The sequence below is a fragment of the Burkholderia sp. AU19243 genome, from assembly GCF_018148075.1.
GTDB classification, from domain to species: Bacteria; Pseudomonadota; Gammaproteobacteria; order Burkholderiales; family Burkholderiaceae; genus Burkholderia; species Burkholderia latens_A.
Genome location: NZ_JAGSTV010000003.1, coordinates 48621 through 67890, shown reverse-complemented (window position 1 = coordinate 67890; position 19270 = coordinate 48621). Strand labels below are relative to the sequence as shown.

Sequence of the window (19270 nt, the reverse complement as noted above, 5' to 3'; positions counted from 1 at the left end):
CATGTAATAAATGAATTTGTCCGATTGCGCGGATCGCGCTGCAATGGCGGACTGTCCGCGCGCGAATCATGCGTGTCGCGCGGTGATTGAGCTTTCGACGAGGTAGCCCCCGATGACTGGCTTCAACTGGCACAACCCGTATCCGACGACCCGCATTCCGGTGTTCGCGCGCAATGTCGTGTCGACGTCGCACCCGCTCGCCGCGCAGGCCGGGCTGCGGATGCTGTGGAAGGGTGGCAACGCGGTCGATGCGGCGCTGGCCGCCGCGGCCGCCATCACGGTGGTCGAGCCGGTGTCGTGCGGGCTCGGCGGCGATGCGTTCGCGCTCGTATGGGACGGCGAACGGCTGTCCGGGCTGAACGCGTCGGGCGTCGCACCGGCTGCGTGGAACCCCGACTACTTCCGCCGGCGCCACGGCGAGGACGCACGCGGGATCGCGAACAAGCCGACGCGCGGCTGGGACACCGTCACGGTGCCGGGCGTAATCGCCGGCTGGGAAACGTTGCATGCGAAGTTTGGCTCGCTGCCGTTCGCGGACCTGCTCGAACCGGCGATCGATATAGCCGAGCGCGGCTATTCGGTGTCGCCGATCGTCGCGCACAAGTGGGCGGCGGCCGTGCCCGAACTGCAGGGCCTGCCGGGCTTCGCCGACACGTTCATGCCGCGCGGGCGCGCGCCGCTCGTCGGCGAACGCATGCGCCTGCCGGGCCACGCGCAGACTTTGCGCACCCTTGCCAAGGACGGCCCGCGCGCGTTCTATGAAGGCGCGCTCGCGACTCAGCTCGCTCGCTTCGCACACGAAGGCGGCGGCGCGCTGACCGAAGCCGACCTGCGCGCGTACCGGCCGGAATGGGTCGAGCCGATCGGCAAGCGGTTCGGCCATCACACGATTCACGAGATTCCGCCGAACGGGCAGGGTATCGCCGCGCTGATCGCGCTCGGCATCGCCGAGCATGCGGGCGTGACCGATTGGCCGGTCGATTCGGTCGACTCGCAGCATCTGCAGATCGAGGCGATGAAGCTCGCGTTCGCGGACGTCTACCGCTACGTCGCCGATCCGCGCGCGATGGACGTGACGCCCGAGCAGATGCTCGACGACGCGTATCTTGCCGAACGCGCGAAGCTGATCGACCGCACGCGCGCGACGCACTTCGCGGCGGGCCGCCCGCATGCGGGCGGCACGATCTATCTGTCGGCGGCGGACGAACGAGGGATGATGGTGAGCTTCATTCAGTCCAACTACATGGGTTTTGGCTCGGGCCTCGTCGTGCCCGGCACGGGCATTGCGTTGCAGAACCGCGGGCACGGCTTCTCGATGGATCCGGCGTCGCCGAATGTCGTCGCAGGCGGCAAGCGGCCGTTCCACACGATCATCCCGGCATTCGTGACCGAGGAAGCGAACGGCCGCACCGAGGCCGTGATGAGTTTCGGCGTGATGGGCGGAGACATGCAGCCGCAGGGCCATCTGCAGACCATCGTGCGGATGCTCGGTTACCGGCAACAGCCGCAGGCCGCGTGCTGCGCGCCGCGCTGGAAGGTCAATCGCGACTTCACGCTCGACGTCGAGGCGACGATGAATCGCGAGACGGTCTACGCGCTCGCCGCGCGCGGCCATACGATCAAGTCGATCGACGATCCTTACATGGATTTCGGTTCGGGGCAGTTCGTATGGCGGCTCGATCCGGACGATCCCGAGCGCGGTTACGTGGCCGCGAGCGACAGCCGCCGGGACGGTCTGGCGGCCGGATTCTGACGGAACCCTTCCAGTGTGGTGCCTCGACGGGCGGCCTGAAGGCCGCCCGTCCCGCTTGTGGCCGCGTCGTTCTTCGGGCGCGCGCGGCCGGTTCGACGAACCTGTCTAACGAACCGCAACATGGACGGTGGAACTGCGCGTGCGGGGCACGGTCAGTGCTTGAAGCACGAACATAAAAGTCCGGCTAAGATGCCAGGATGGTTCGGCCGGACCCATTCACTATAAATGCAAGCAAACGCCGCCTGCGGGCGCCGGGCCAGTGCGAAACGCACATGGGCCGGACGCCCGCGCGACGACTGGGAGCGCAACACCATGCATACTGAAACGACGCATGTCATGCCGTGGCGTATCGAGGACATCGACCTGAACCGGATCGATCGTCAGCGCGCCGCGGCGAACGAGGATCTGCTGCTGCTGCTGTGCGCATCGTCATTCATCGAGAGCGGCTCGGATCTCTACACGAGCAACCTGAGCGAGTTCTTCAACGACGATCCGGAAGTTTCCGCGTGGCTCAACAATGCGTGGGAGCACGAAGAATTGCAGCATGGCCGCGCGCTGAAGGCATATATCGCGCACGTGTGGCCCGAGTTCGACTGGGACACCGCGTTCGCGAATTTCTTCGCCGAGTATTCGAAGACCTGCTCGGTCGAAGCGTTCGAGAAGACCCGCGCGCTTGAAATGGTCGCGCGTTGCGTCGTCGAGACGGGCACGGCCACGCTCTACCGCGCGATCAACGAATGCTCGGACGAGCCGGTGCTGAAAGAAATCACCGACAACATCCGCTCTGACGAAGTGCGCCACTACAAGCACTTCTTCAAGTTCTTCAAGAAGTACAACAAGCTCGAAGGCAACGGCCGGCTCGCGGTGCTCGGCGCGCTGATGCGCCGCGTGATGGAAATCAAGAACGAGGATTCGGAAATCGCGTTGCGCCACGTGTTCGCGGTCCGCTATCCCGATCGCATCGGCGACGATCAATACAACCGCGAGCGTGCCGCGCGCATCAGCTCGCTCGTGCGACGCAACCTGTCGGCCGACATGTGCGTGAAGATGCTGCTCAAGCCGCTCGATCTGCCCGCGAAGATCCAGCCGAGCGTCCACTATCCGCTGACGAAGATCACGCGGCACGTGTTCATGCGCTGAGCGTCGTCGCGCGGCTCAACGCGCGTATGCTGCGGCATCGCCATCCGCTTTTCACCGGGCCGCCATCATGACCGAATCCCATCGCCACGCGCTCGAACAATGGACGTTCGACGCGTGGCCGCCGGCCGTCGTCGCCTTGTTCGACGGCACCGCGCTCGAACGCCATGCGGACCTCGCCGCGTCGCTGATCGTTGCAACTGGCGACGGCCAGCTGCGCACGACGCTGCTCAGCGTCGGCGAGATTTTCGCGCGGGACGCGCGCACGCTGTTGCTCGTGCTGTGGCCGCAATCGCGCGCGGCGCGCGCGCTCTTGCAACGGCGCACGGCCGCGCTGACGCTCGTTGCTGACGGCGCATTCTTTCAGGCACAACTGGTGATCGAGCCGCTCGAAGGGGACTTCGGCGGCCTGGCCGGATTCGCTGCGACGATCGCGCATGGCGATGCGCAGCGGGTCGGCTATGCGCATCTCGCGACGGGCGTCACGTTTGCGCTGGAAGGGGAGGGGCGCGCCGACGTGCTCGCGCGCTGGCAGCGCCAGGTCGAGCACCTGCGGCGCGCGGCCGCGCGGCTTCAGTGACCGCGCTGGCCGCTGCGCGACGAACGGTTGCGGTTCGCGTGCGCGGCATTGCCGTTCGCGGGACGCGCGCCGTTGCCGGCGCCGGACGGGCGACCGCCGCCGGTGGCGTTACCGCCCGTGCCGGCGGCCGCGCGCGGCTTGGCCGGCTTCGCGGCCTTCGGCTGCGCATTGCCATCGCGCTTCGCGGCCGGCTGGCCTGAGCCGCCCGCACGCGGCTGGCGATTGCCGCCGCCACCGCCGCCACCGCCGCGCGGCTGCTGGCCGCGACGCTGCTGGATCGGCTCCGGTTTCGCATTCGGATCCGGTTCGAAGCCCGCGATCACTTCTTGCGGAATCTCGCGCTTGATCAGCCGCTCGATGTCGCGCAGCAGCTGCTTCTCGTCGACGCACACGAGCGACACCGCTTCGCCGGTCGCGCCCGCGCGGCCCGTGCGGCCGATCCGGTGCACGTAGTCTTCCGGCACGTTCGGCAGGTCGAAGTTGACGACGTGCGGCAACTGGTCGATGTCGATCCCGCGTGCGGCGATGTCGGTTGCGACGAGCACCTGCAGCGTGCTGTTCTTGAATTCCGCGAGCGCACGCGTGCGCGCCGACTGGCTCTTGTTGCCGTGGATCGCCATCGCGCTGATGCCGTCCTTCGTCAGCTGCTCGGCAAGCCGGTTCGCGCCGTGCTTGGTGCGCGTGAACACGAGCACCTGGAACCAGTTGTGTTCGCGGATCAGGTGCGTGAGCAGCTCGCGCTTGCGATCGCGGTCGACCGGGTGGATCTTCTGCGCGACGCTTTCCGCGGTGGTGTTGCGGCGTGCGACTTCGATCAGCGCCGGCGAATCGAGCAGGCTGTCGGCGAGCGACTTGATTTCGTCGGAGAACGTGGCCGAGAACAGCAGATTCTGGCGCTGCGGCGGCAGCTTCGCGAGCACGCGCTTGATGTCGTGGATGAAGCCCATGTCGAGCATCCGGTCCGCTTCGTCGAGCACGAGGATGTCGAGATCCGACAGATCGATCGTCTTTTGCTGCATGTGGTCGAGCAGCCGGCCCGGCGTCGCGACGACGATGTCGACGCCGCGCTTGAGCGCATCGATCTGAGGATTGATGCTGACGCCGCCGAACATCACGGTCGAGCGCAGCTTCAGGTACTTGCTGTACGCACGCACGCTTTCCTCGACCTGAGCGGCCAGTTCGCGCGTCGGCGTGAGAATCAGCGCGCGCACCGCGCGCTTCGCGCCGCGGTGCTCGGCGTAGAACGTGTGCAGGCGCTGCAGGATCGGCAGCGTGAAGCCGGCGGTCTTGCCCGTGCCGGTCTGTGCGCCGGCGAGGAGGTCGCCGCCGCCGAGGACGGCGGGGATCGCCTGCTGCTGGATAGGAGTCGGCGACGTGTAGCCGAGCTCGTTGACCGCCTTCACAAGCGGTTCGGCCAGGCCGAGAGATTCGAAAGACATAGATACCACTCTTGAGTTTTATGATCGGCGACGCCTCGCGCGGCCCGCGCGGGGAACTGGCGTCGCGAAAAAGCAAAGGGGCGCGGAACGCAGGTCGCTCACCTGTTGCGGCGAGATCGGCGTACCGTTGTTGCCCCACGACATCCGGATATACGTGACGACCGCAGCAACTTCCTGGTTCGACAGCGACTGCGCGAACGGCGGCATCCCGTACGGGCGCGGATTCTTGAACGTGCTCGGCGGATAGCCGCCATTCAGCACCATGCGGATCGGGTTGACCGCCGATTCCATCACGATCGAATGGTTGCCCGCGAGCGGCGGATAGGCCGGCGGCTTGCCTGCGCCGTTTTCGGCGTGACAGGTCGCGCAGTTGTCCGCGTAGATCTTCTTGCCCTGGTCGAACAGCGCGTTGCCGAACTGCTTCGACGGCTCGTACTGCATGTTCTTCGGCGCCTCAGCCTTCTGCGGGATCGACTTCAGGTACGTCGACATCGCGCGCGTATCCTCGTCGGTCATGTACTGCAGGCTGTTGTGCACGACGTCGGCCATCGGGCCGAACACCGCGCCCTTGTTCGACACGCCGGCTTGCAGCAGGTCGGACAGCTCCTGCACGTGCCAGTCGCCGAGGCCGAGTTCCTTGTCGTTCGTCAGCGACGGCGCATACCAGTTCTGCAGCGGGATCAGGCCGCCCGCGAAGGCCGCCGAATTCACCGGGCCGCCCATCATGTTGATCGACGTGTGGCACATCGAGCAGTGGCCGAGACCTTCGACGAGGTAAGCGCCGCGGTTCCATTCGACCGACTTGGTCGGATCCGGCTTGTACTCGCCTTCCTTGAAGAACAGCGTGCGCCAGCCGATCAGCAGGTTGCGGTTGTTGAACGGGAACTTCAGCTCATGCGGACGGCTCGGCACCGAAACCGGCGGGACCGAACGCAGGTACGCGTAGATCGCGTCCGAGTCGGCGCGCGTGACCTTCGTGTAGCTCGCGAACGGGAAGCCCGGGTACAGCAGGCTGCCGTCCTTCGAACGGCCGGTGTGCATCGCGCGATAGAAGTCGTCCGACGTCCATTTGCCGATACCGTCCTTGTCGTCCGGCGTGATGTTCGGCGTGTACATCGTGCCGAACGGCGTTGCCATCGGCAGGCCGCCCGCGAACGACTTGCCGCCGCGCACGGTGTGGCACGCGATACAGTCGCCGACGCGCGCGAGGTATTCGCCCTTCTTGATCAGCGCGGCCTGGTCGGCCGGCGTGGCCGCGACGGCGGAAGCGCCGTGCAGCGTGTCGTTGCCCGGCCACAGAACCGGCACGAGGGCGGCGGCCGCGACGATCGCGACAGCCGAGAGTGCAAACAGGGACTTGCGTTTCATTGTGTCTGTCTCCCTTGCCTTATTGCGGTTCGCTGCCGCAGGCGAGCGGAGTCTTCATCGAACGCGCCGGTGCCGGCACGGGGTTGGCGGGCGCCGGTTGCGCGGCCAGCCATGCGGTCACGGCCGTCACGTCTTCATCCGACAGCTTCGATGCGATGTCGTGCATGCAATCCGGTGCCTTCGCGTGACGGTTGCCCGAGCGCCATGCGCCGAGCTGCGCGCTCAGGTAATCGGCATGCAGGCCGACGAGGCCCGGGATCGCCGGCTGCATGCCGGTCAGACCCGCGCCGTGGCAGGCCACGCAGGCCGGCAGCTTGCGTGACGGATCGCCTTGCGTGACGAGCTGCTTGCCGCGCGCGAGCGTTGCCGCCGGCAGCGTCGGCTTGGCCGGCGCCGGGTACGGCGGGCGCTCGGCCGAGAAGTGTTCGGCGATTTCCTTCAGGTAGTCGTCGTTCAGGTACGTCAGCAAATAGTTCATCGGCGGGTACTTGCGCCGGCCGTCACGGAAGTTGACGAGCTGGTTGTACAGGTACTCGGCCGGCTTGCCGGCAAGCCGCGGGAAGTAGTCGTTGTCCGTGCCCTGGCCGTGGACGCCGTGGCATGCGGTACAGCCGCGCACGCGCTCGGCCATCGTATCGGGTGCCTTGAGCGGCGCCTGCTGGGCGTGCGCTTGCTCCGTGGGCTTGGTCTGCGCTTGGGCAGCGCTCGTAAGGCCCGCTCCGCCGATCAACAGAACGGCGAGCAGCGGACGGAAGAGGCGTCTTGAAGACACACGAGACTCCATGTTTATTCGTCGGGGACCTGTCCGGGCTACGATCGGCTCGGCGCATGGACGGCAGGACAGCCGGGCTGCTGCGACGCGGCATTCTATCATCGATGGGTAATGACGGCTATTTGGCGAAAGGACATCGGTTCCTGTCTGTTTGCGACTTGCGACAATTTGACGCGCCGCGCGTCGCTGCCGTGTGAACCGACGTGCGCTGTGGCCATCGAAGACCGTACACTCGCGGGTCGCGCGGCGCCGCCTCCGCCGCAGATCCAGACATTTCTCCCGTTTCCGGATTCATCGATGACGTTTTCTACCGTGCCGTTGCCGTCTTTCCGCCGTTCTTGCACTTGCCGCCGCGCCGTCGGCCGGCCGTTCGCGGGAGGGCGCGGGCAATGAGGATCGACAGCTTGTGGGTCGGACAGGTCGCACTCGCGGCTCTGATGGATGCGACGTTCGCGATGGCGGTCGGCTCGGCGCTGCTGAAGGCGTGGCTCGGCAAGGACGGCGCGCGGCCGCTCGTCGCGCCTGCGCATCCGGCGTGGATGCGCGCCCAACATTCGTTGGTCGCGGCGGCGCTGGCGCTCGTGCTTGCCGATCTCGGCTGGCTGCTGTACGAAGCTGCGTCGATGAGCGGCACCGGTCTCGGCGGCGGGTTCGCCGCGATTCCGACGGTGCTGATGCAGACTCACACGGGCTTCGCATGGAGCGTCGCGTTCGCGGGCGCCGCGGTGCTTGCGATCGTCGCGCTCGCGAAGCCCGAAGGGCCGCTCGCGCACGCGGTGCTGTGGCTCGCGGTGATCGCGATCGCGGCCGGCAAGGCGTCGCTCGGCCATGCGGCCGACACGGGCCCGCTGTCCGCCGCGGTCGGCGTGCAGACGTTGCACCTGCTCGCGACCGCGGTGTGGGGCGGCCTCGTGCTCGCGGGCGGGCTCGCGGTGCTGCCGCTGCTCGGCTCGTCGGTCGCACGCGGCGCGCTGATCCGGATCGGCCAGCAACTGTCGCGCACGTCGGTGATCGCGGTCGTGTTCGTGCTCGGCACCGGCGTGCTCAACGCGCTGCGCGGGCTCGGCGGCTCGCTCGCGCCGCTCGACGGCAGTACGTGGGGGCGCGTGCTGTTGCTCAAGCTGCTGCTCGTCGCGCTCGCGCTCGTGCTCGGCGGGTTGAACCGTTTCTCCGCGCTGCCGCGCCTGCGCCGCACCGCGTCGACCGAGGACGCGCATACGTTCCGCAACATCCTGCATCTCGAGGCGCTGACGATGATCGGCGTGTTCGTCGCGGCTGCCGTGCTTTCGTTCAGCGTGCCGGGGTTCGCGGCGCTCGGCTGACGGGCGACCTGCGGGGCGTGCGTCGCGCGCCCCGGGTGCGCGCCGTGCGAGGCCCGCATGCAGAAACGGCCGCCTTGCCGGGGCGGCCGTGTCGAGCGCGTTGCGCGGCACGCGTGCCGCGCAGTTTTTCCTGCTTCAAGCGTTCATCACCATTCGGCGACGCTGCCGTCCGCATGGCGCCACACCGGATTGCGCCAGCGGTGGCCGGTCTTCGCCATCTCGCGCACCTTTTCCTCGTTCACGTCGATGCCGAGGCCCGGGCCTTGCGGAATCGCGACGAAGCCGTCTTCGTAGCGGAACACCTCGGGATTGCGCAGGTAGTCGAGCAGGTCGTTGCCCTGGTTGTAGTGGATGCCGAGGCTCTGTTCCTGGATGAACGCGTTGTAGCTGACCGCATCGAGCTGCAGGCACGCGGCCAGCGCGATCGGCCCGAGCGGGCAGTGCAGCGCGAGCGCGACGTCGTAGCTTTCCGCGAGCGTCGCGATCTTGCGGCACTCGGTGATACCGCCCGCGTGCGACGCATCGGGCTGGATGATGTCGACGTAGCCGCCCGCGAGGATGTGCTTGAAATCCCAGCGCGAGTAGAGCCGCTCGCCAAGCGCGATCGGCGTGTTGGTCTGGTTGACGATGTCGCGCAGCGCCTCGGCATTCTCCGACAGCACCGGCTCCTCGATGAACATCAGCTTGTACGGATCAAGCTCCTTCGCGAGCACCTTCGCCATCGGCTTGTGGACGCGGCCGTGGAAGTCGACGCCGATTCCGACGTGCGGGCCGACTGCATCGCGCACCGCCGCGACGTTCGCGATCACCTGCTCGACCTTGTCGTAAGTGTCGACGATCTGCAACTCCTCGGAGCCGTTCATTTTCACGGCCTTGAAGCCGCGCTCGACCACCGCGCGCGCGTTGTTCGCGACGTCGCTCGGCCGGTCGCCGCCGATCCACGAATACACCTTGATGCGATCGCGCACCTGGCCGCCGAGCAGCGCGTGCACGGGCACGCCGTGATGCTTGCCCTTGATGTCCCACAACGCCTGGTCGACGCCCGCGATCGCGCTCATCGTGATCGGGCCGCCGCGGTAGAAGCCGGCGCGGTACATCACCTGCCAGTGATCTTCGATCAGCAGCGGATCCTTGCCGACGAGGTAGTCCGCGAGTTCGTGCACCGCGGCCTCGACCGTGTGCGCGCGACCTTCGACGACCGGCTCGCCCCAGCCGACGATACCCTCGTCGGTTTCGATCTTGAGAAACAGCCAGCGCGGCGGGACGACGAAGGTTTCGAGGCGGGTGATTTTCATGTCGCGAGTCTCCAGGTGGACCGGCGCGCGCGTGCGGATGCGGCGCGGGTCGAATACATGACGGATATCCTAGCGCAGCGCGTTAAAAAATAGTATTAATAGCACTATTGTGCAGATAGTGGGCAACCGCCGGGATGCCTGCGCAACGGAGAACGATCATTCAACGCGACCTGCATGGACAGACGGCTTTCCGGCTGGCGACGGCGATTCTGCGCGGCGACTATCCGCCCGAGACGCTGCTGCCGCGGGAGCCGGACCTGATGGAGATGTTCGGCGTGAGCCGCACGGTGCTGCGCGAGGCGCTGCGCACGCTGACGTCGAAGGGGCTTGTCGAATCGCGGCCGAAGGTCGGCACGCGCGTGCGGCCGCGCCGTGCGTGGAACCTGCTCGACGCAGATCTGCTCGACTGGTACGCGCGCGTCGCGCCGCCGCTCGCGTTCGCGCTGAAGCTGCAGGAGATGCGCGAGATGATCGAACCGCACGCGGCGGCACTCGCCGCGCGCGCACACGGGCCCGGCGCATTCGACGCGATCGAGGACGCGGTGCGCGCGATGGCTGCCGCGCGCACCGTCGACGAATGGGTGCGCGCGGATCTGCGCTTTCACCTGAGCGTGCTGGAGGCCGGCGGCAACGAGCTGCTGGTGCCGCTCGGCGCGCTGATCGACCGCACGCTCGAGGCGCAGCTGCATCTGAATGCGCGGCGCGCGCACGTGTTCAACGCGTCGCTGGCCGAGCATACGGCCGTCAGCGATGCGATCCGCGTGCGCGACGAGGAGGGCGCGCGCCGCGCGATGGCGGCGCTGCTCGCGGTCACGCGGGCGCGGATCGAGAAGTCGTGAACGGCGGCCGGCGCGCGGCCGTCAGTGGCTCGGGCAGCCGCCCGGCTTCAGCACGCGCTGCGTCGACGCCGGGTACTTCGCGAGCAGGCTCGCGGGCCGGCGCGGCCGTGCGACCAGATCACCGCCGCAGTTCGGGCAGCGCCCTTTGAGCACGTCGTCGGCGCAGCTGGCGCAAAAGGTACATTCGAATGTACAAATGCGTGCTTCCGCCGAATCGGGCGGCAAATCCTTGTCGCAGCATTCGCAGCCGGGGCGCAGTTCGAGCATCGCGGTTTTCCTTGCAGTGGAACGGTTGTGGGCGGGGGCGTACGCCGCACGACATTGCACGCGGCACGCGTGAGCGCTACTGTACGCGCTTGAGCCGGCCCGGCCAACGGTGTCCCGCTGGATGCCGATGCACGCACGGGCCGCCCCGGGAGACGACCATCCTCTATCGCGGAAGCTGTCGCTGCGGCGACGTGAAGTTCGACGCGCAAGGCGACCTGCGGCGCGTGATGGCGAGCAACTGCTCGATCTGCCGGCGCAAGAGCGCGCTGATGTGGTTCGTGCCGCGCGATCACATGACGCGCGTCGCGTCCGACGACAACCTTGCGACCTACCTTGTTCAACAAGCACGTGATCAGGCACCGCTTCTGCAAGCGCTGCGGAATTCACACGTTCGGCGAAGGCGCGCATCCGGACGGCACCCAGATGGCCGCGATCAACGTGCGCTGTTTCGACGATGTCGATATCGATGCGCTGTGCGTCACGCACTTCGACGGCCGTTCGCCGTGAACGGCGCGCACGCGCCGCGCGCGCGTCGAACGTCCGGGCTCACTGTCACGACGGCTCGGCCGGCGCCGCTTGCGGCGTCGGCGTTTCCGCCTGCGGCGCGGGGCCCGCGGTGCGCGTGCCTGCCGTGGCCGGACGCTCGATCAGCGGCGCGAGCGCCGGCGCCATCGACTTCAGCAACTGCACGGCCATCGCGCTCGTGAAGTCGTAGCGCGCAGCGTATGGCTCGTGCGCGGTCGCCGTCAGCACGCCGAAGAAGCGGTCGCCGAGCACGAACACGAACGTGCCGCTGCGATTGACCTTGCGCGACTCGATCAGCCGCGCGCCGCGCGCGTAGACGTTGAAGCGCTGGTCGCCCGTCCCGGTCTTGCCGTACACGTCGAGCGTCTTGCCGTCGGGCAGCGTGAAGCCGCCCGCCAGGCGTCGCGCGGTGCCGTTCAGCACGACGCCGCGCAGCAGCGTGCGTGCGACGTTGACGATCTCCGGCGACAGCGTCTGCTGCGGCTGCGCGGCCGCGCGCACGAAGCGCGTTTCGTACGGCGTGCCCTTCGCAAAGTCGAGGCGGGTGATCGTCTCGGTCGGCGCCTTCTGTCCGCCGTTCGCGATCAGGCCGATCAGCTTGGCGAGCGCGTCGGGCTGGTCGCCCGATGCGCCGATCGCGGCCGCATACGACGGCGTGACTTCCGCGAACGGGTAGCCGAGCGCACGCCACGCCTTCGTGATTTCGCCGTATGCGCGCAGCTCGACCATCCGGCGGATGCGGCGGTCCTGCGTCGCGTGATAGCGCGTCTTGTAGAGCCACGAATAGGTGTAGAAGCGCGCGTCGTGGCTGTCGCGCTGGACGTCGGCGAGCGACGCGTCCGGGTGCGCGCGCAGGTAGTTGAGCGTCCACAGCGCGAGCGGGTGCACGCTTGCGATGTAGCCGCGATCGTTCAGGTTGAAGCGGTCGATCGCGTACTTCGCGTACAGCGCGGCGAGATCGTCGTCCGACAGCGTCGCGGCCGGTGTGCCCTTCAGCTGCGCGCGCATCTGCGCACTGAACCACGCAAGCGATTCGTTCGGCGCGACGCTGCGCAGCACCGTCGCGATCTTCGGCGGCGACCTGCGCACGTCCTTCAGCATCAGCGCGAGCGCGTCGTCGGGCGCCTTGCCCGCATAACGCGCGTAGTAGCGCTTCACGTACACCTTGCTTTCGCCGTCGACGAACTGAGCGAGGTAACGCTTGCGCTGTTCCGGATCGCCGAGCCACGACGACGACGGGCCGGCAGCCTTCAGCATCTCGTAATGGACGATGTCGCGCATCAGGCGCACGAACACGAGGTTCACCGAATGCTCGAACGCCGCATGCAGCGTCAGGATGCGGCCGTTGTCGGATTTTTCGAAGTTCGAGAACACCTGTGCGCCGCCGCCCGTGTAGAACACGTCCGGGCTCGCCGAGTACTTGCGTTCGACCGACGCGTCGAGCATTGCCTGCAGCGAGCGGTCGCGCGTGTGCGACAGGTAGTCGAGCGCCCAGCGCGACAGCCCGTCGAGCGGATCGGGCTTCACTTGCGCGAGCTGCGCGTTCGACAGGCTGCCGTAGCGCGCGTGCAGATCGGACACGATCTGAAGGTACGTGATCAGCGTGCGCAGCTTCGCGGTCGAGCCGAGGTTGATGCGACCGCCGCGGTTCACGTCGAACGGCTGGTTCACGCTGTCGGTCTGCACGCGCAGCAGGTTCGCGCCGTTGCGATGCTCGTACAGCGTGAAGCTGTACGTAAGGTGCGACGGGTCGTCCTTCGGTGCGAGCATTTCGAAGCCGTACAGGCCGGCCGCCTGGGCGCCGTCGCGGGTCGACGCCTGCGCGAGCCGCTCGGCGACCGCCTGCTGTACGCCGTTGTCGAGCGTGCTGGTCGCTTCCAGGTCGAGCTGGTCGAGCTGGTACAGGTCGCTGATCCCGAGCGCGGCCAGCAGCGACGCGCGCGCGGACGACACGGCCTTGCGCGACACGAACGACTGCACGCGCGCCGCGGGCGGCGGCGCGCTGCGATCGATCCGCGCGGCGAGCGCGGCATCGCGCAGCGCGGGCGAGATCACGCCGCCGTTCGACAGCAGCCGAAGATAGCTGTCGGTCAGCTTCTGCAGCGCCGGATAGCCGCGATTCAGGAAGTACGACGGCGCGCGCTGCGCGATGATCAGCGACAGCACCTCGCGAAACGCCTTGCCTTGCTCGTCGACGTTGTCGCCGGTCGTCGGCGCGGACAGGATGCGATTCACGTCGTTGAAGTCGCGGCCGTACCACGCGGCGAGGCCATCGCCCAGGCCGGTGATTTCGCCGATGTGCGGCCGTGCGGCGAGCGGCACCGAATTCAGGTAGCGCACCAGAATTCCGCGCCGCGCGAGCATCGTCTGCGGGCCGTTCATATACGCAAGCACGGACGCGGATGCAATCTGCCGCAGCTTCTCCGGCGGCGTCGCCGTACGGCCGTCAGGCGAATGGCGGAACTTCTCGATCTGCGTCGCTAGCGTGCTGCCGCCGGGGCGCGCCTGGTGATGGTTGACGACGTGCAGCGCCTGATCGGCGAGCGCGCGGCTGAAGCGTCCCCAGTCGATCGCCGGATTGCGGTTCGGCTGGTTCGGGTCGAGCAGGTAGCGATCCTCGATGAACATCAGCGAATCGGCGACCACGCGCGGCACCGTGTCGAAATCAGCGTACACGCGCTGCGGGAACACCGTCGCGAACAGCGGCGCGCCGGTCGAGTCGAACAGCATCAGCCCGGTCTGGTCTTTCTCTTCATAAGGCAGGAACAGCCCGTGATCGGCGAGCGCCAGCATCCGGTCGGAATCGCGCGCCTGTTTGCCGACGACAAAGCCGTGCGCGAGCAAACGCTGCTGGAATGCAGGAATCATCGAATAGCCGAGGCGCTGATCGTACGGCCCGTTCGCGGGAAAGCGGATGTGGTCGCTCGCGCCCGCCTCGACGGTGTAGCCGACGTCACGGGTGAGCTCGGACAGATAGTGGGCCTGCAGGCGCGACGTCTCGATCTCGGTCATCACGAGCCGCGCGAGGATCGCGATCGCGATCACCAGCGCGGCCAGCAACGACCACTTGATCCACGTCCAGACCGATGCAGTCCCGGTCACCCGCGGCAGGATGCGATTCAGCGGCCGATTCATGGCGGCGTCTCCCTGAAGGCGCGGGCTCCGGCCGCACCTCATTAAGGATTAGTGTAGTCCTCCGCAGCGGGCTGCCAAGGGCGTTCACTACTGAGATGCGCGGGCGCAACGCGCATGCCCGCGACCGCGCAGCGCCGGTGCTGCACTGCCGCTGTGCATGCGGACCCGGTTCAACGTTTGCGCGTTTCGCGCGGGACCGCGTGCATGCTGCGCGCGGCGGCAGACGGCCGGGGCGCCGACGTTCCGACTGCGCGTGTCGCGGTGTTGCACACAAACAGGGCCGGATTATCGTTGCCGATTCAGGGGTGGCGCATGACGCCGCTACGGGTTTCCGAGATGGTCCGGCGCCGGCTGCCCACGGGTACGATCACCGGTTGTGCGGCGATTGCCGCTTTGGCTCCGGGGGTTCCATGTCGATTCATCCCGTCGCGCTCGTTTGCGCGGCAATTCTCGGAATGCTGCTGTTCGGGCTCGGGCTGTTCGTATCGGTCACGCGCTTTCGGCACACGACCGGTTGCGGGTGCACCTCCGATCCGGACAACGGGCTGCACAAGGTCGTGCGTGCGCACGGCAACACGGCCGAGTACGCGCCGTTTCTCGCGGTGCTGTTTCTCTATTTCGGTGCACACGATCCGTCGCGCGCCGTTTTGTCGTTGATCGTCGCGGCTACCGTTTGCCGGTGTCTGCTCGTGATCGGACTGCTCGCGTGGCCGACGATGGCGACGCCGAATCCCGCTCGCTTCGTCGGCGCGTTCGGTACGTATCTGTGTGGCGCCGCGCTATGTGTCGCGCTGTTGTTCTGATGGTCTGATCGCAGAACGCCGCTGCGCTGAACCGCGTGCATCCGGCGAGCTGTCCCCCGCGCGACGATATCCTCGCGACACGCCCGCCACCGACAGGCGGATTCCGACTGCCCGTGCGTGGCTCGACGCCGTGCTGCGCGGCGTTTTCCGAGGGAGAGCGGAACCATGAGCCGCAAATCATTCTGAAGGGCGACGCGACCGACCATGGCGACGTCGTGCTCGACGGGATCGCCAATTCGTCGTTCGACGGCCGCGAACTCGCGTATCTCGGCGCGCCGGTGTTCTGCGCCGCGTGCAAGACGGAGGGCGTGATCGTGTCCGACGGCGGCGAACGGACGATGACCGTGATGGGAAAGGTCGTCGCGCTCGAACACGACCTGTGCCAGTGCCTCTGCACGCCGCAGCCGAAGCCGATTCCGTCGCAGGGGACGGGCACCGTGTCGGGCTGAAGCCCGGCGAATCTGCACGACGCCCGCGGCGCGGCGTCGATCTTCAGACGCTGCCTTCGGTCTCGATCACGAGAATGCGCGCGTCGCCAAGCGGATGCGCGACGTGTTCCGTGCCGGCCGTCGCGTGGAATACGTCGCCCGTTTCGAGCACCGTCGCGTGCTCGATGCCTGCTTCCCGGTAGCGCATCTCGACACGGCCGTCGAGCACCGCGAAAACTTCTTCTCCGTCGTTCAGGTGCCAACGGTAAGGCTGATCGGTCCAGTGCAGACGCACCGTGATGCCGTTCAGATTCGCGATTTCCAGCGCGCCCCACGCGCGCTGCGCGGTGAATTCCGTGCTGCGGATGATCTTCATCGATAGGTTCGTGAGTGCGATTGCGAGGGATGGCGGCCAGGCGGGCCGCACATGTTTCCTGCGTGCGTGCCTGCCTGCCGATTGCCGTGTGCGGATTAGCGCGACGTCGCGCGCAACGCGGCGTCGATCGTCTTCCTGCGCTTGTCGAGCCCGGCCGCGGAGCGCTCGGTCACGCGCGCAAGGACCGACGCCGGCGCGGTGTCCGGCGAACCGGCATCGAACGGCGGTGCCGGCGCGTATTCGAGCTGCAGTTGAATCGCCTGCGCCTCTTCGTCGCCGACAAGCTCGGCGGCGATCGTCAACGCGAAATCGATGCCGGCCGTCACGCCGCCGCCGGTGATCAGGTTGCCGTCACGGACCACGCGTTCGCGCACCGGTACCGCACCCAGCGGTTCGAGCAGCGAATGAAACGCCCAGTGCGTCGTCGCGCGGCGCCCGCGCAGCAGGCCGGCGACGCCGAGCAACAGCGCGCCGGTGCAGACCGACGTCACGTAGCGTGCCGAGGCCGCACGCTGCTGCACGAACGCGATCGTCGCGGCATCGAGCAGCAGATCGTTGATGCCGATTCCGCCCGGCACGCAGATCACGTCGAGCGGCGGGCAGTCGTCGAACGTGCAGGTGGGCGCGAGCGCGAGGCCGCTGCTCGACGCGACCGTGTCGCGCGATTTCCAGACCAGATGGACGGCCGCGTCGGGCAGTGACGCGAGCACGTCGTGCGGGCCGGTGAGATCGAGCTGCTGGACGCCGGGAAACACGAGAAGGCCGATATGCAGGGTCATGCGAACACTCCGACGGAAAGGGAAGGCGCCGCGGCCGGCGCTCGATGGACAGATCGATTGTAGGCGCGTAGTGTTTGGCGAAATTGCCATATCGCCCACGATTTCAGCCAACGCTCATGTCCGCCTCGCCACGCCCGATCCTGATCCTCGCGTTTCCCCGTGCGCAGTTGCTCGACGTCACCGGGCCGCTGCAGGTGTTCGCCTCCGTCAACGAACTCGCGCAAGAGCGCGGTCAGCCCGCACCGTATGCGCCGCGCGTCGTTGCCGCCGAGGCCGGGCCGATCGAGACGTCGTCCGGCCTCGTCGTGATGGCCGACTCGCTGCGCTCGGCCGGGCGGCCGGACACGGTGATCGTCGCGGGCGGCAAGGGTGTGCACGCGGCGTCGACGGACGCGCGGATGGTGCGTTGGGTACGGCAGCAGGCGCAGCGCGCGCGACGCATTGCGTCCGTCTGCACCGGTGCGTTCCTGCTTGCCGAGGCTGGCCTGCTCGACGGGCGGCGCGCGGTCACGCATTGGGCGCGCTGCGGCGAATTCGCCGCGCGCTATCCAAACGTGCGTGTCGAGCCCGATCCGATTTTCATCCGCGAAGGTACGTTGTGGACGTCGGCCGGCGTGACGGCCGGCATCGACCTCGCGCTCGCGCTCGTCGAAGAGGATCTCGGACGCGCGGTCGCGCTCGACGCCGCGCGCGAACTCGTCGTGTTCCTGAAACGGCCGGGCGGGCAAGCGCAGTTCAGCGCGATGCTGTCGATGCAGCGCACCGACGACCGCTTCGGCGAACTGCATGCGTGGATCGCCGAGCACCTGGCCGCCGATCTGTCGGTGCCGGCGCTCGCCGAGCGCGTCAGCATGAGCGAGCGCAGTTTCGTGCGCCACTATCGCGCGGAAACCGGGCGTACCCCCGCGCGGGCGGTCGAGCAGATCCGTGTGGAGGCCGCGCAGCGCCTGCTTGGCGAAACCGCGTGGCCGGTCAAGCGAATCGCGACGCGCTGCGGCTTCGGTTCCGAGGAAACGCTGCGGCGCAGCTTCGTGCGTGTGCTCGGCGTGTCGCCGCAGGGCTATCGCGAGCGGTTCGTGCGGTAGCGAGGCGACGGGCGGCAACCGGCGCGCAGCCGTCGTCGCGCGCAACTGCACGAAAACGGATCAGTTTCGACTCCGAAGCGTGTCGACTGTTCGGGCGATGGGAACAATGGACCGGGGCTTGTGCCGTGCCCGCCGCGCGCTCTATTCTGTCCCGTTGGCGATTCGAAGGGGGCGCAGCATGGACCGCATCCAGGCAATGGAAGTTTTCACCCGCGTGGTCGACGCGAACAGTTTTACGCGCGCGGCCGAAACGCTCGCGATGCCGCGCGCGTCGGTCACGACGATCATCCAGAATCTCGAGGCGCTGCTCGGCGTGCGCCTGATGCACCGGACGACGCGCCGGCTGTCGCTGACGCCGGAGGGCGCCGCGTACTACGAGCATTGCATGAAAATCATCTCGGAGATCGCGGAAGCCGACGCGAGCTTCCAGACCGGCAACCGCAAGCCGAGCGGCGTGCTGCGCGTGCACATGCCGAGCTCGCTCGGGCGGCGCGTGGTGTTGCCGTCGTTGTCGATCTTCCGGCAGCGCTATCCGGACATCACACTCGACCTGGGCCTGTCGGACCGATACGTGGATCCGGTCGAGGAGGGCATCGACTGCATGATCCGGGTTGGGCCGCTCGAGGATTCGTCGATGGTTGCGCGGCGGATCGGGATGCTCAAACGCGTGACGTGCGCGTCGCCCGACTATCTGGCGCGCCAGGGCGAGCCGCAGGAGATCGCCGACCTGGCTGACCACCATGCGGTGAATTTCCGGGCGAGTCACGGTGCGCGCGCGATTCCGTGGGTGTTCATGATCGAGGGCAAGCCGGTGGAGGTACGGATGAACGGCACTGTGACGGTCAACGATTCGGATGCGTACGTGACGTGCGGGCTCGAAGGGTTCGGGATGATCCAGCCGACGCTGTTCATGGTGCTGCCGCACCTGCGCGACGGCTCGCTCGTCGAGGTGCTGCCCGACTGCAATCCGAAACCCAAGCCGATTTCGATCGTGTATCCGCACAACCGGCATCTGTCGCAGAAGGTGCGCGTGTTCGCGGACTGGATGGCGGAGCTGTTCGAGTCGACGCCGGCGCTGGAGGGCGGCGAGAACTGGCGCGGGAAGGTGCGGGCCGAGGCGCCGGATGTGCGGCGCGGGGCGGTGGTGGCGTAGCGGCGGTGCGCACGCGGCTCGGACGAGTCGCGGCGCAGGGCACCTGCGTGCGTCGCGCCGGATGACGCAATGAAAAAAGCCGCTGATCCTTGCGGAACAGCGGCTTTTCGCATTTGGTGGCGAATCAGGGACTCGAACCCCGGACCTGCGGATTATGATTCCGTCGCTCTAACCGACTGAGCTAATTCGCCGAAGACTTGAATTATGTCGATCT

General features: G+C 67.5%; 17 protein-coding genes, 1 tRNA gene and 1 pseudogene. 10 read left to right on the top strand and 9 right to left on the bottom strand.

Annotation, left to right across the window (positions count from 1 at the left end):
* Nucleotides 1–112 precede the first annotated feature (112 nt).
* From KDW55_RS06530 to KDW55_RS06520, 3 genes are all read left to right on the top strand, one after another.
* Nucleotides 113–1753, top strand: coding sequence for a gamma-glutamyltransferase family protein (locus KDW55_RS06530; protein ID WP_212197900.1), 1641 nt, complete (start codon nt 113–115; stop codon nt 1751–1753).
* Between the two features lie 312 nt (nt 1754–2065).
* Nucleotides 2066–2893 (top strand): ferritin-like domain-containing protein, encoded by an 828-nt coding sequence (locus KDW55_RS06525; protein ID WP_040141830.1) that lies wholly within the window; start codon nt 2066–2068, stop codon nt 2891–2893.
* Nucleotides 2894–2960: 67 nt separating this feature from the next.
* Nucleotides 2961–3470, top strand: a complete 510-nt coding sequence (locus KDW55_RS06520) for a hypothetical protein (RefSeq protein WP_069241732.1) — start codon at nt 2961–2963, stop codon at nt 3468–3470.
* Here the strand turns inward: KDW55_RS06520 and KDW55_RS06515 are convergent.
* The 3 genes from KDW55_RS06515 to KDW55_RS06505 are packed head-to-tail and all read right to left on the bottom strand — an operon-like array spanning nt 3464 to nt 7061.
* Nucleotides 3464–4909, bottom strand: a complete 1446-nt coding sequence (locus KDW55_RS06515) for a DEAD/DEAH box helicase (RefSeq protein ID WP_059548652.1) — start codon at nt 4907–4909, stop codon at nt 3464–3466. The two genes, KDW55_RS06520 and KDW55_RS06515, sit on opposite strands and share 7 nt — an antisense overlap.
* Before the next feature lie 18 nt (nt 4910–4927).
* Entirely contained in the window at nt 4928–6277 is a 1350-nt protein-coding gene (locus KDW55_RS06510; RefSeq protein ID WP_209824585.1) for a cytochrome c, read from the bottom strand.
* A gap of 19 nt (nt 6278–6296) precedes the next feature.
* Nucleotides 6297–7061, bottom strand: coding sequence for a c-type cytochrome (locus KDW55_RS06505; protein ID WP_040141821.1), 765 nt, complete (start codon nt 7059–7061; stop codon nt 6297–6299).
* Between the two features lie 377 nt (nt 7062–7438).
* On the opposite strand from KDW55_RS06505, the gene KDW55_RS06500 reads away from it, so the two are divergent.
* The gene (locus KDW55_RS06500; protein ID WP_212197899.1) at nt 7439–8371 is read left to right on the top strand and encodes a CopD family protein; all 933 of its coding nucleotides are present in this window, start codon (nt 7439–7441) and stop codon (nt 8369–8371) included.
* A gap of 146 nt (nt 8372–8517) precedes the next feature.
* Here the strand turns inward: KDW55_RS06500 and dgoD are convergent, their stop codons facing one another.
* Nucleotides 8518–9666, bottom strand: coding sequence for a galactonate dehydratase (gene dgoD, locus KDW55_RS06495; RefSeq protein ID WP_040144789.1), 1149 nt, complete (start codon nt 9664–9666; stop codon nt 8518–8520).
* A 134-nt stretch (nt 9667–9800) separates the two neighbouring features.
* On the opposite strand from dgoD, the gene KDW55_RS06490 reads away from it, so the two are divergent.
* Entirely contained in the window at nt 9801–10505 is a 705-nt protein-coding gene (locus tag KDW55_RS06490) for an FCD domain-containing protein (RefSeq protein ID WP_212197898.1), read from the top strand.
* 21 nt (nt 10506–10526) lie between these two features.
* On the opposite strand, the gene KDW55_RS06485 is transcribed toward KDW55_RS06490, so the two are convergent.
* Nucleotides 10527–10772 carry a DUF1272 domain-containing protein gene (locus KDW55_RS06485; protein WP_059548649.1) on the bottom strand — a complete coding sequence of 82 codons (246 nt, stop codon included), beginning with the start codon at nt 10770–10772 and terminating at the stop codon, nt 10527–10529.
* A gap of 158 nt (nt 10773–10930) precedes the next feature.
* Here KDW55_RS06485 and KDW55_RS06480 point away from each other — a divergent pair.
* A pseudogene (locus KDW55_RS06480) lies at nt 10931–11279 on the top strand (GFA family protein).
* A 45-nt stretch (nt 11280–11324) separates the two neighbouring features.
* Here KDW55_RS06480 and KDW55_RS06475 read toward each other — a convergent pair.
* Nucleotides 11325–14432 carry a transglycosylase domain-containing protein gene (locus KDW55_RS06475; protein ID WP_212197897.1) on the bottom strand — a complete coding sequence of 1036 codons (3108 nt, stop codon included), beginning with the start codon at nt 14430–14432 and terminating at the stop codon, nt 11325–11327.
* Between the two features lie 410 nt (nt 14433–14842).
* Between KDW55_RS06475 and KDW55_RS06470 the strand changes: the two genes are divergently transcribed.
* Both KDW55_RS06470 and KDW55_RS06465 read left to right on the top strand, forming a co-directional pair.
* Complete coding sequence (locus KDW55_RS06470) at nt 14843–15235, top strand: MAPEG family protein (protein WP_069241729.1); 393 nt, start codon at nt 14843–14845, stop codon at nt 15233–15235.
* 176 nt (nt 15236–15411) lie between these two features.
* Nucleotides 15412–15684: a PAAR domain-containing protein gene (locus tag KDW55_RS06465; protein WP_212197922.1), complete on the top strand. Its 273-nt coding sequence runs from the start codon at nt 15412–15414 to the stop codon at nt 15682–15684.
* A gap of 43 nt (nt 15685–15727) precedes the next feature.
* Here KDW55_RS06465 and KDW55_RS06460 read toward each other — a convergent pair whose 3' ends face one another.
* Together KDW55_RS06460 and KDW55_RS06455 are read right to left on the bottom strand one after the other, a co-directional pair.
* Nucleotides 15728–16039 (bottom strand): cupin domain-containing protein, encoded by a 312-nt coding sequence (locus KDW55_RS06460; RefSeq protein ID WP_212197896.1) that lies wholly within the window; start codon nt 16037–16039, stop codon nt 15728–15730.
* A gap of 95 nt (nt 16040–16134) precedes the next feature.
* On the bottom strand, nt 16135–16818 hold the full coding sequence (locus KDW55_RS06455) for a DJ-1/PfpI family protein (RefSeq protein WP_069241727.1): 684 nt from the start codon (nt 16816–16818) through the stop codon (nt 16135–16137).
* A 116-nt stretch (nt 16819–16934) separates the two neighbouring features.
* On the opposite strand from KDW55_RS06455, the gene KDW55_RS06450 reads away from it, so the two are divergent.
* Nucleotides 16935–17903 carry a GlxA family transcriptional regulator gene (locus tag KDW55_RS06450; protein WP_040141808.1) on the top strand — a complete coding sequence of 323 codons (969 nt, stop codon included), beginning with the start codon at nt 16935–16937 and terminating at the stop codon, nt 17901–17903.
* A gap of 178 nt (nt 17904–18081) precedes the next feature.
* Entirely contained in the window at nt 18082–19056 is a 975-nt protein-coding gene (locus KDW55_RS06445; protein ID WP_059548642.1) for a LysR family transcriptional regulator, read from the top strand.
* Between the two features lie 114 nt (nt 19057–19170).
* Here the strand turns inward: KDW55_RS06445 and KDW55_RS06440 are convergent.
* Nucleotides 19171–19247 (bottom strand) — tRNA-Met (locus tag KDW55_RS06440).
* Nucleotides 19248–19270 lie beyond the last annotated feature (23 nt).

Coding starts and splice junctions, on each gene's coding strand:
- KDW55_RS06530 (WP_212197900.1), top strand. CDS start 113: ATGACTGGCTTCAACTGGCACAACCCGTATCCGACGACCCGCATTCCG.
- KDW55_RS06525 (WP_040141830.1), top strand. CDS start 2,066: ATGCATACTGAAACGACGCATGTCATGCCGTGGCGTATCGAGGACATC.
- KDW55_RS06520 (WP_069241732.1), top strand. CDS start 2,961: ATGACCGAATCCCATCGCCACGCGCTCGAACAATGGACGTTCGACGCG.
- KDW55_RS06515 (WP_059548652.1), bottom strand. CDS start 4,909: ATGTCTTTCGAATCTCTCGGCCTGGCCGAACCGCTTGTGAAGGCGGTC.
- KDW55_RS06510 (WP_209824585.1), bottom strand. CDS start 6,277: ATGAAACGCAAGTCCCTGTTTGCACTCTCGGCTGTCGCGATCGTCGCG.
- KDW55_RS06505 (WP_040141821.1), bottom strand. CDS start 7,061: ATGGAGTCTCGTGTGTCTTCAAGACGCCTCTTCCGTCCGCTGCTCGCC.
- KDW55_RS06500 (WP_212197899.1), top strand. CDS start 7,439: ATGAGGATCGACAGCTTGTGGGTCGGACAGGTCGCACTCGCGGCTCTG.
- dgoD (WP_040144789.1), bottom strand. CDS start 9,666: ATGAAAATCACCCGCCTCGAAACCTTCGTCGTCCCGCCGCGCTGGCTG.
- KDW55_RS06490 (WP_212197898.1), top strand. CDS start 9,801: ATGCCTGCGCAACGGAGAACGATCATTCAACGCGACCTGCATGGACAG.
- KDW55_RS06485 (WP_059548649.1), bottom strand. CDS start 10,772: ATGCTCGAACTGCGCCCCGGCTGCGAATGCTGCGACAAGGATTTGCCG.
- KDW55_RS06475 (WP_212197897.1), bottom strand. CDS start 14,432: ATGAATCGGCCGCTGAATCGCATCCTGCCGCGGGTGACCGGGACTGCA.
- KDW55_RS06470 (WP_069241729.1), top strand. CDS start 14,843: ATGTCGATTCATCCCGTCGCGCTCGTTTGCGCGGCAATTCTCGGAATG.
- KDW55_RS06460 (WP_212197896.1), bottom strand. CDS start 16,039: ATGAAGATCATCCGCAGCACGGAATTCACCGCGCAGCGCGCGTGGGGC.
- KDW55_RS06455 (WP_069241727.1), bottom strand. CDS start 16,818: ATGACCCTGCATATCGGCCTTCTCGTGTTTCCCGGCGTCCAGCAGCTC.
- KDW55_RS06450 (WP_040141808.1), top strand. CDS start 16,935: ATGTCCGCCTCGCCACGCCCGATCCTGATCCTCGCGTTTCCCCGTGCG.
- KDW55_RS06445 (WP_059548642.1), top strand. CDS start 18,082: ATGGACCGCATCCAGGCAATGGAAGTTTTCACCCGCGTGGTCGACGCG.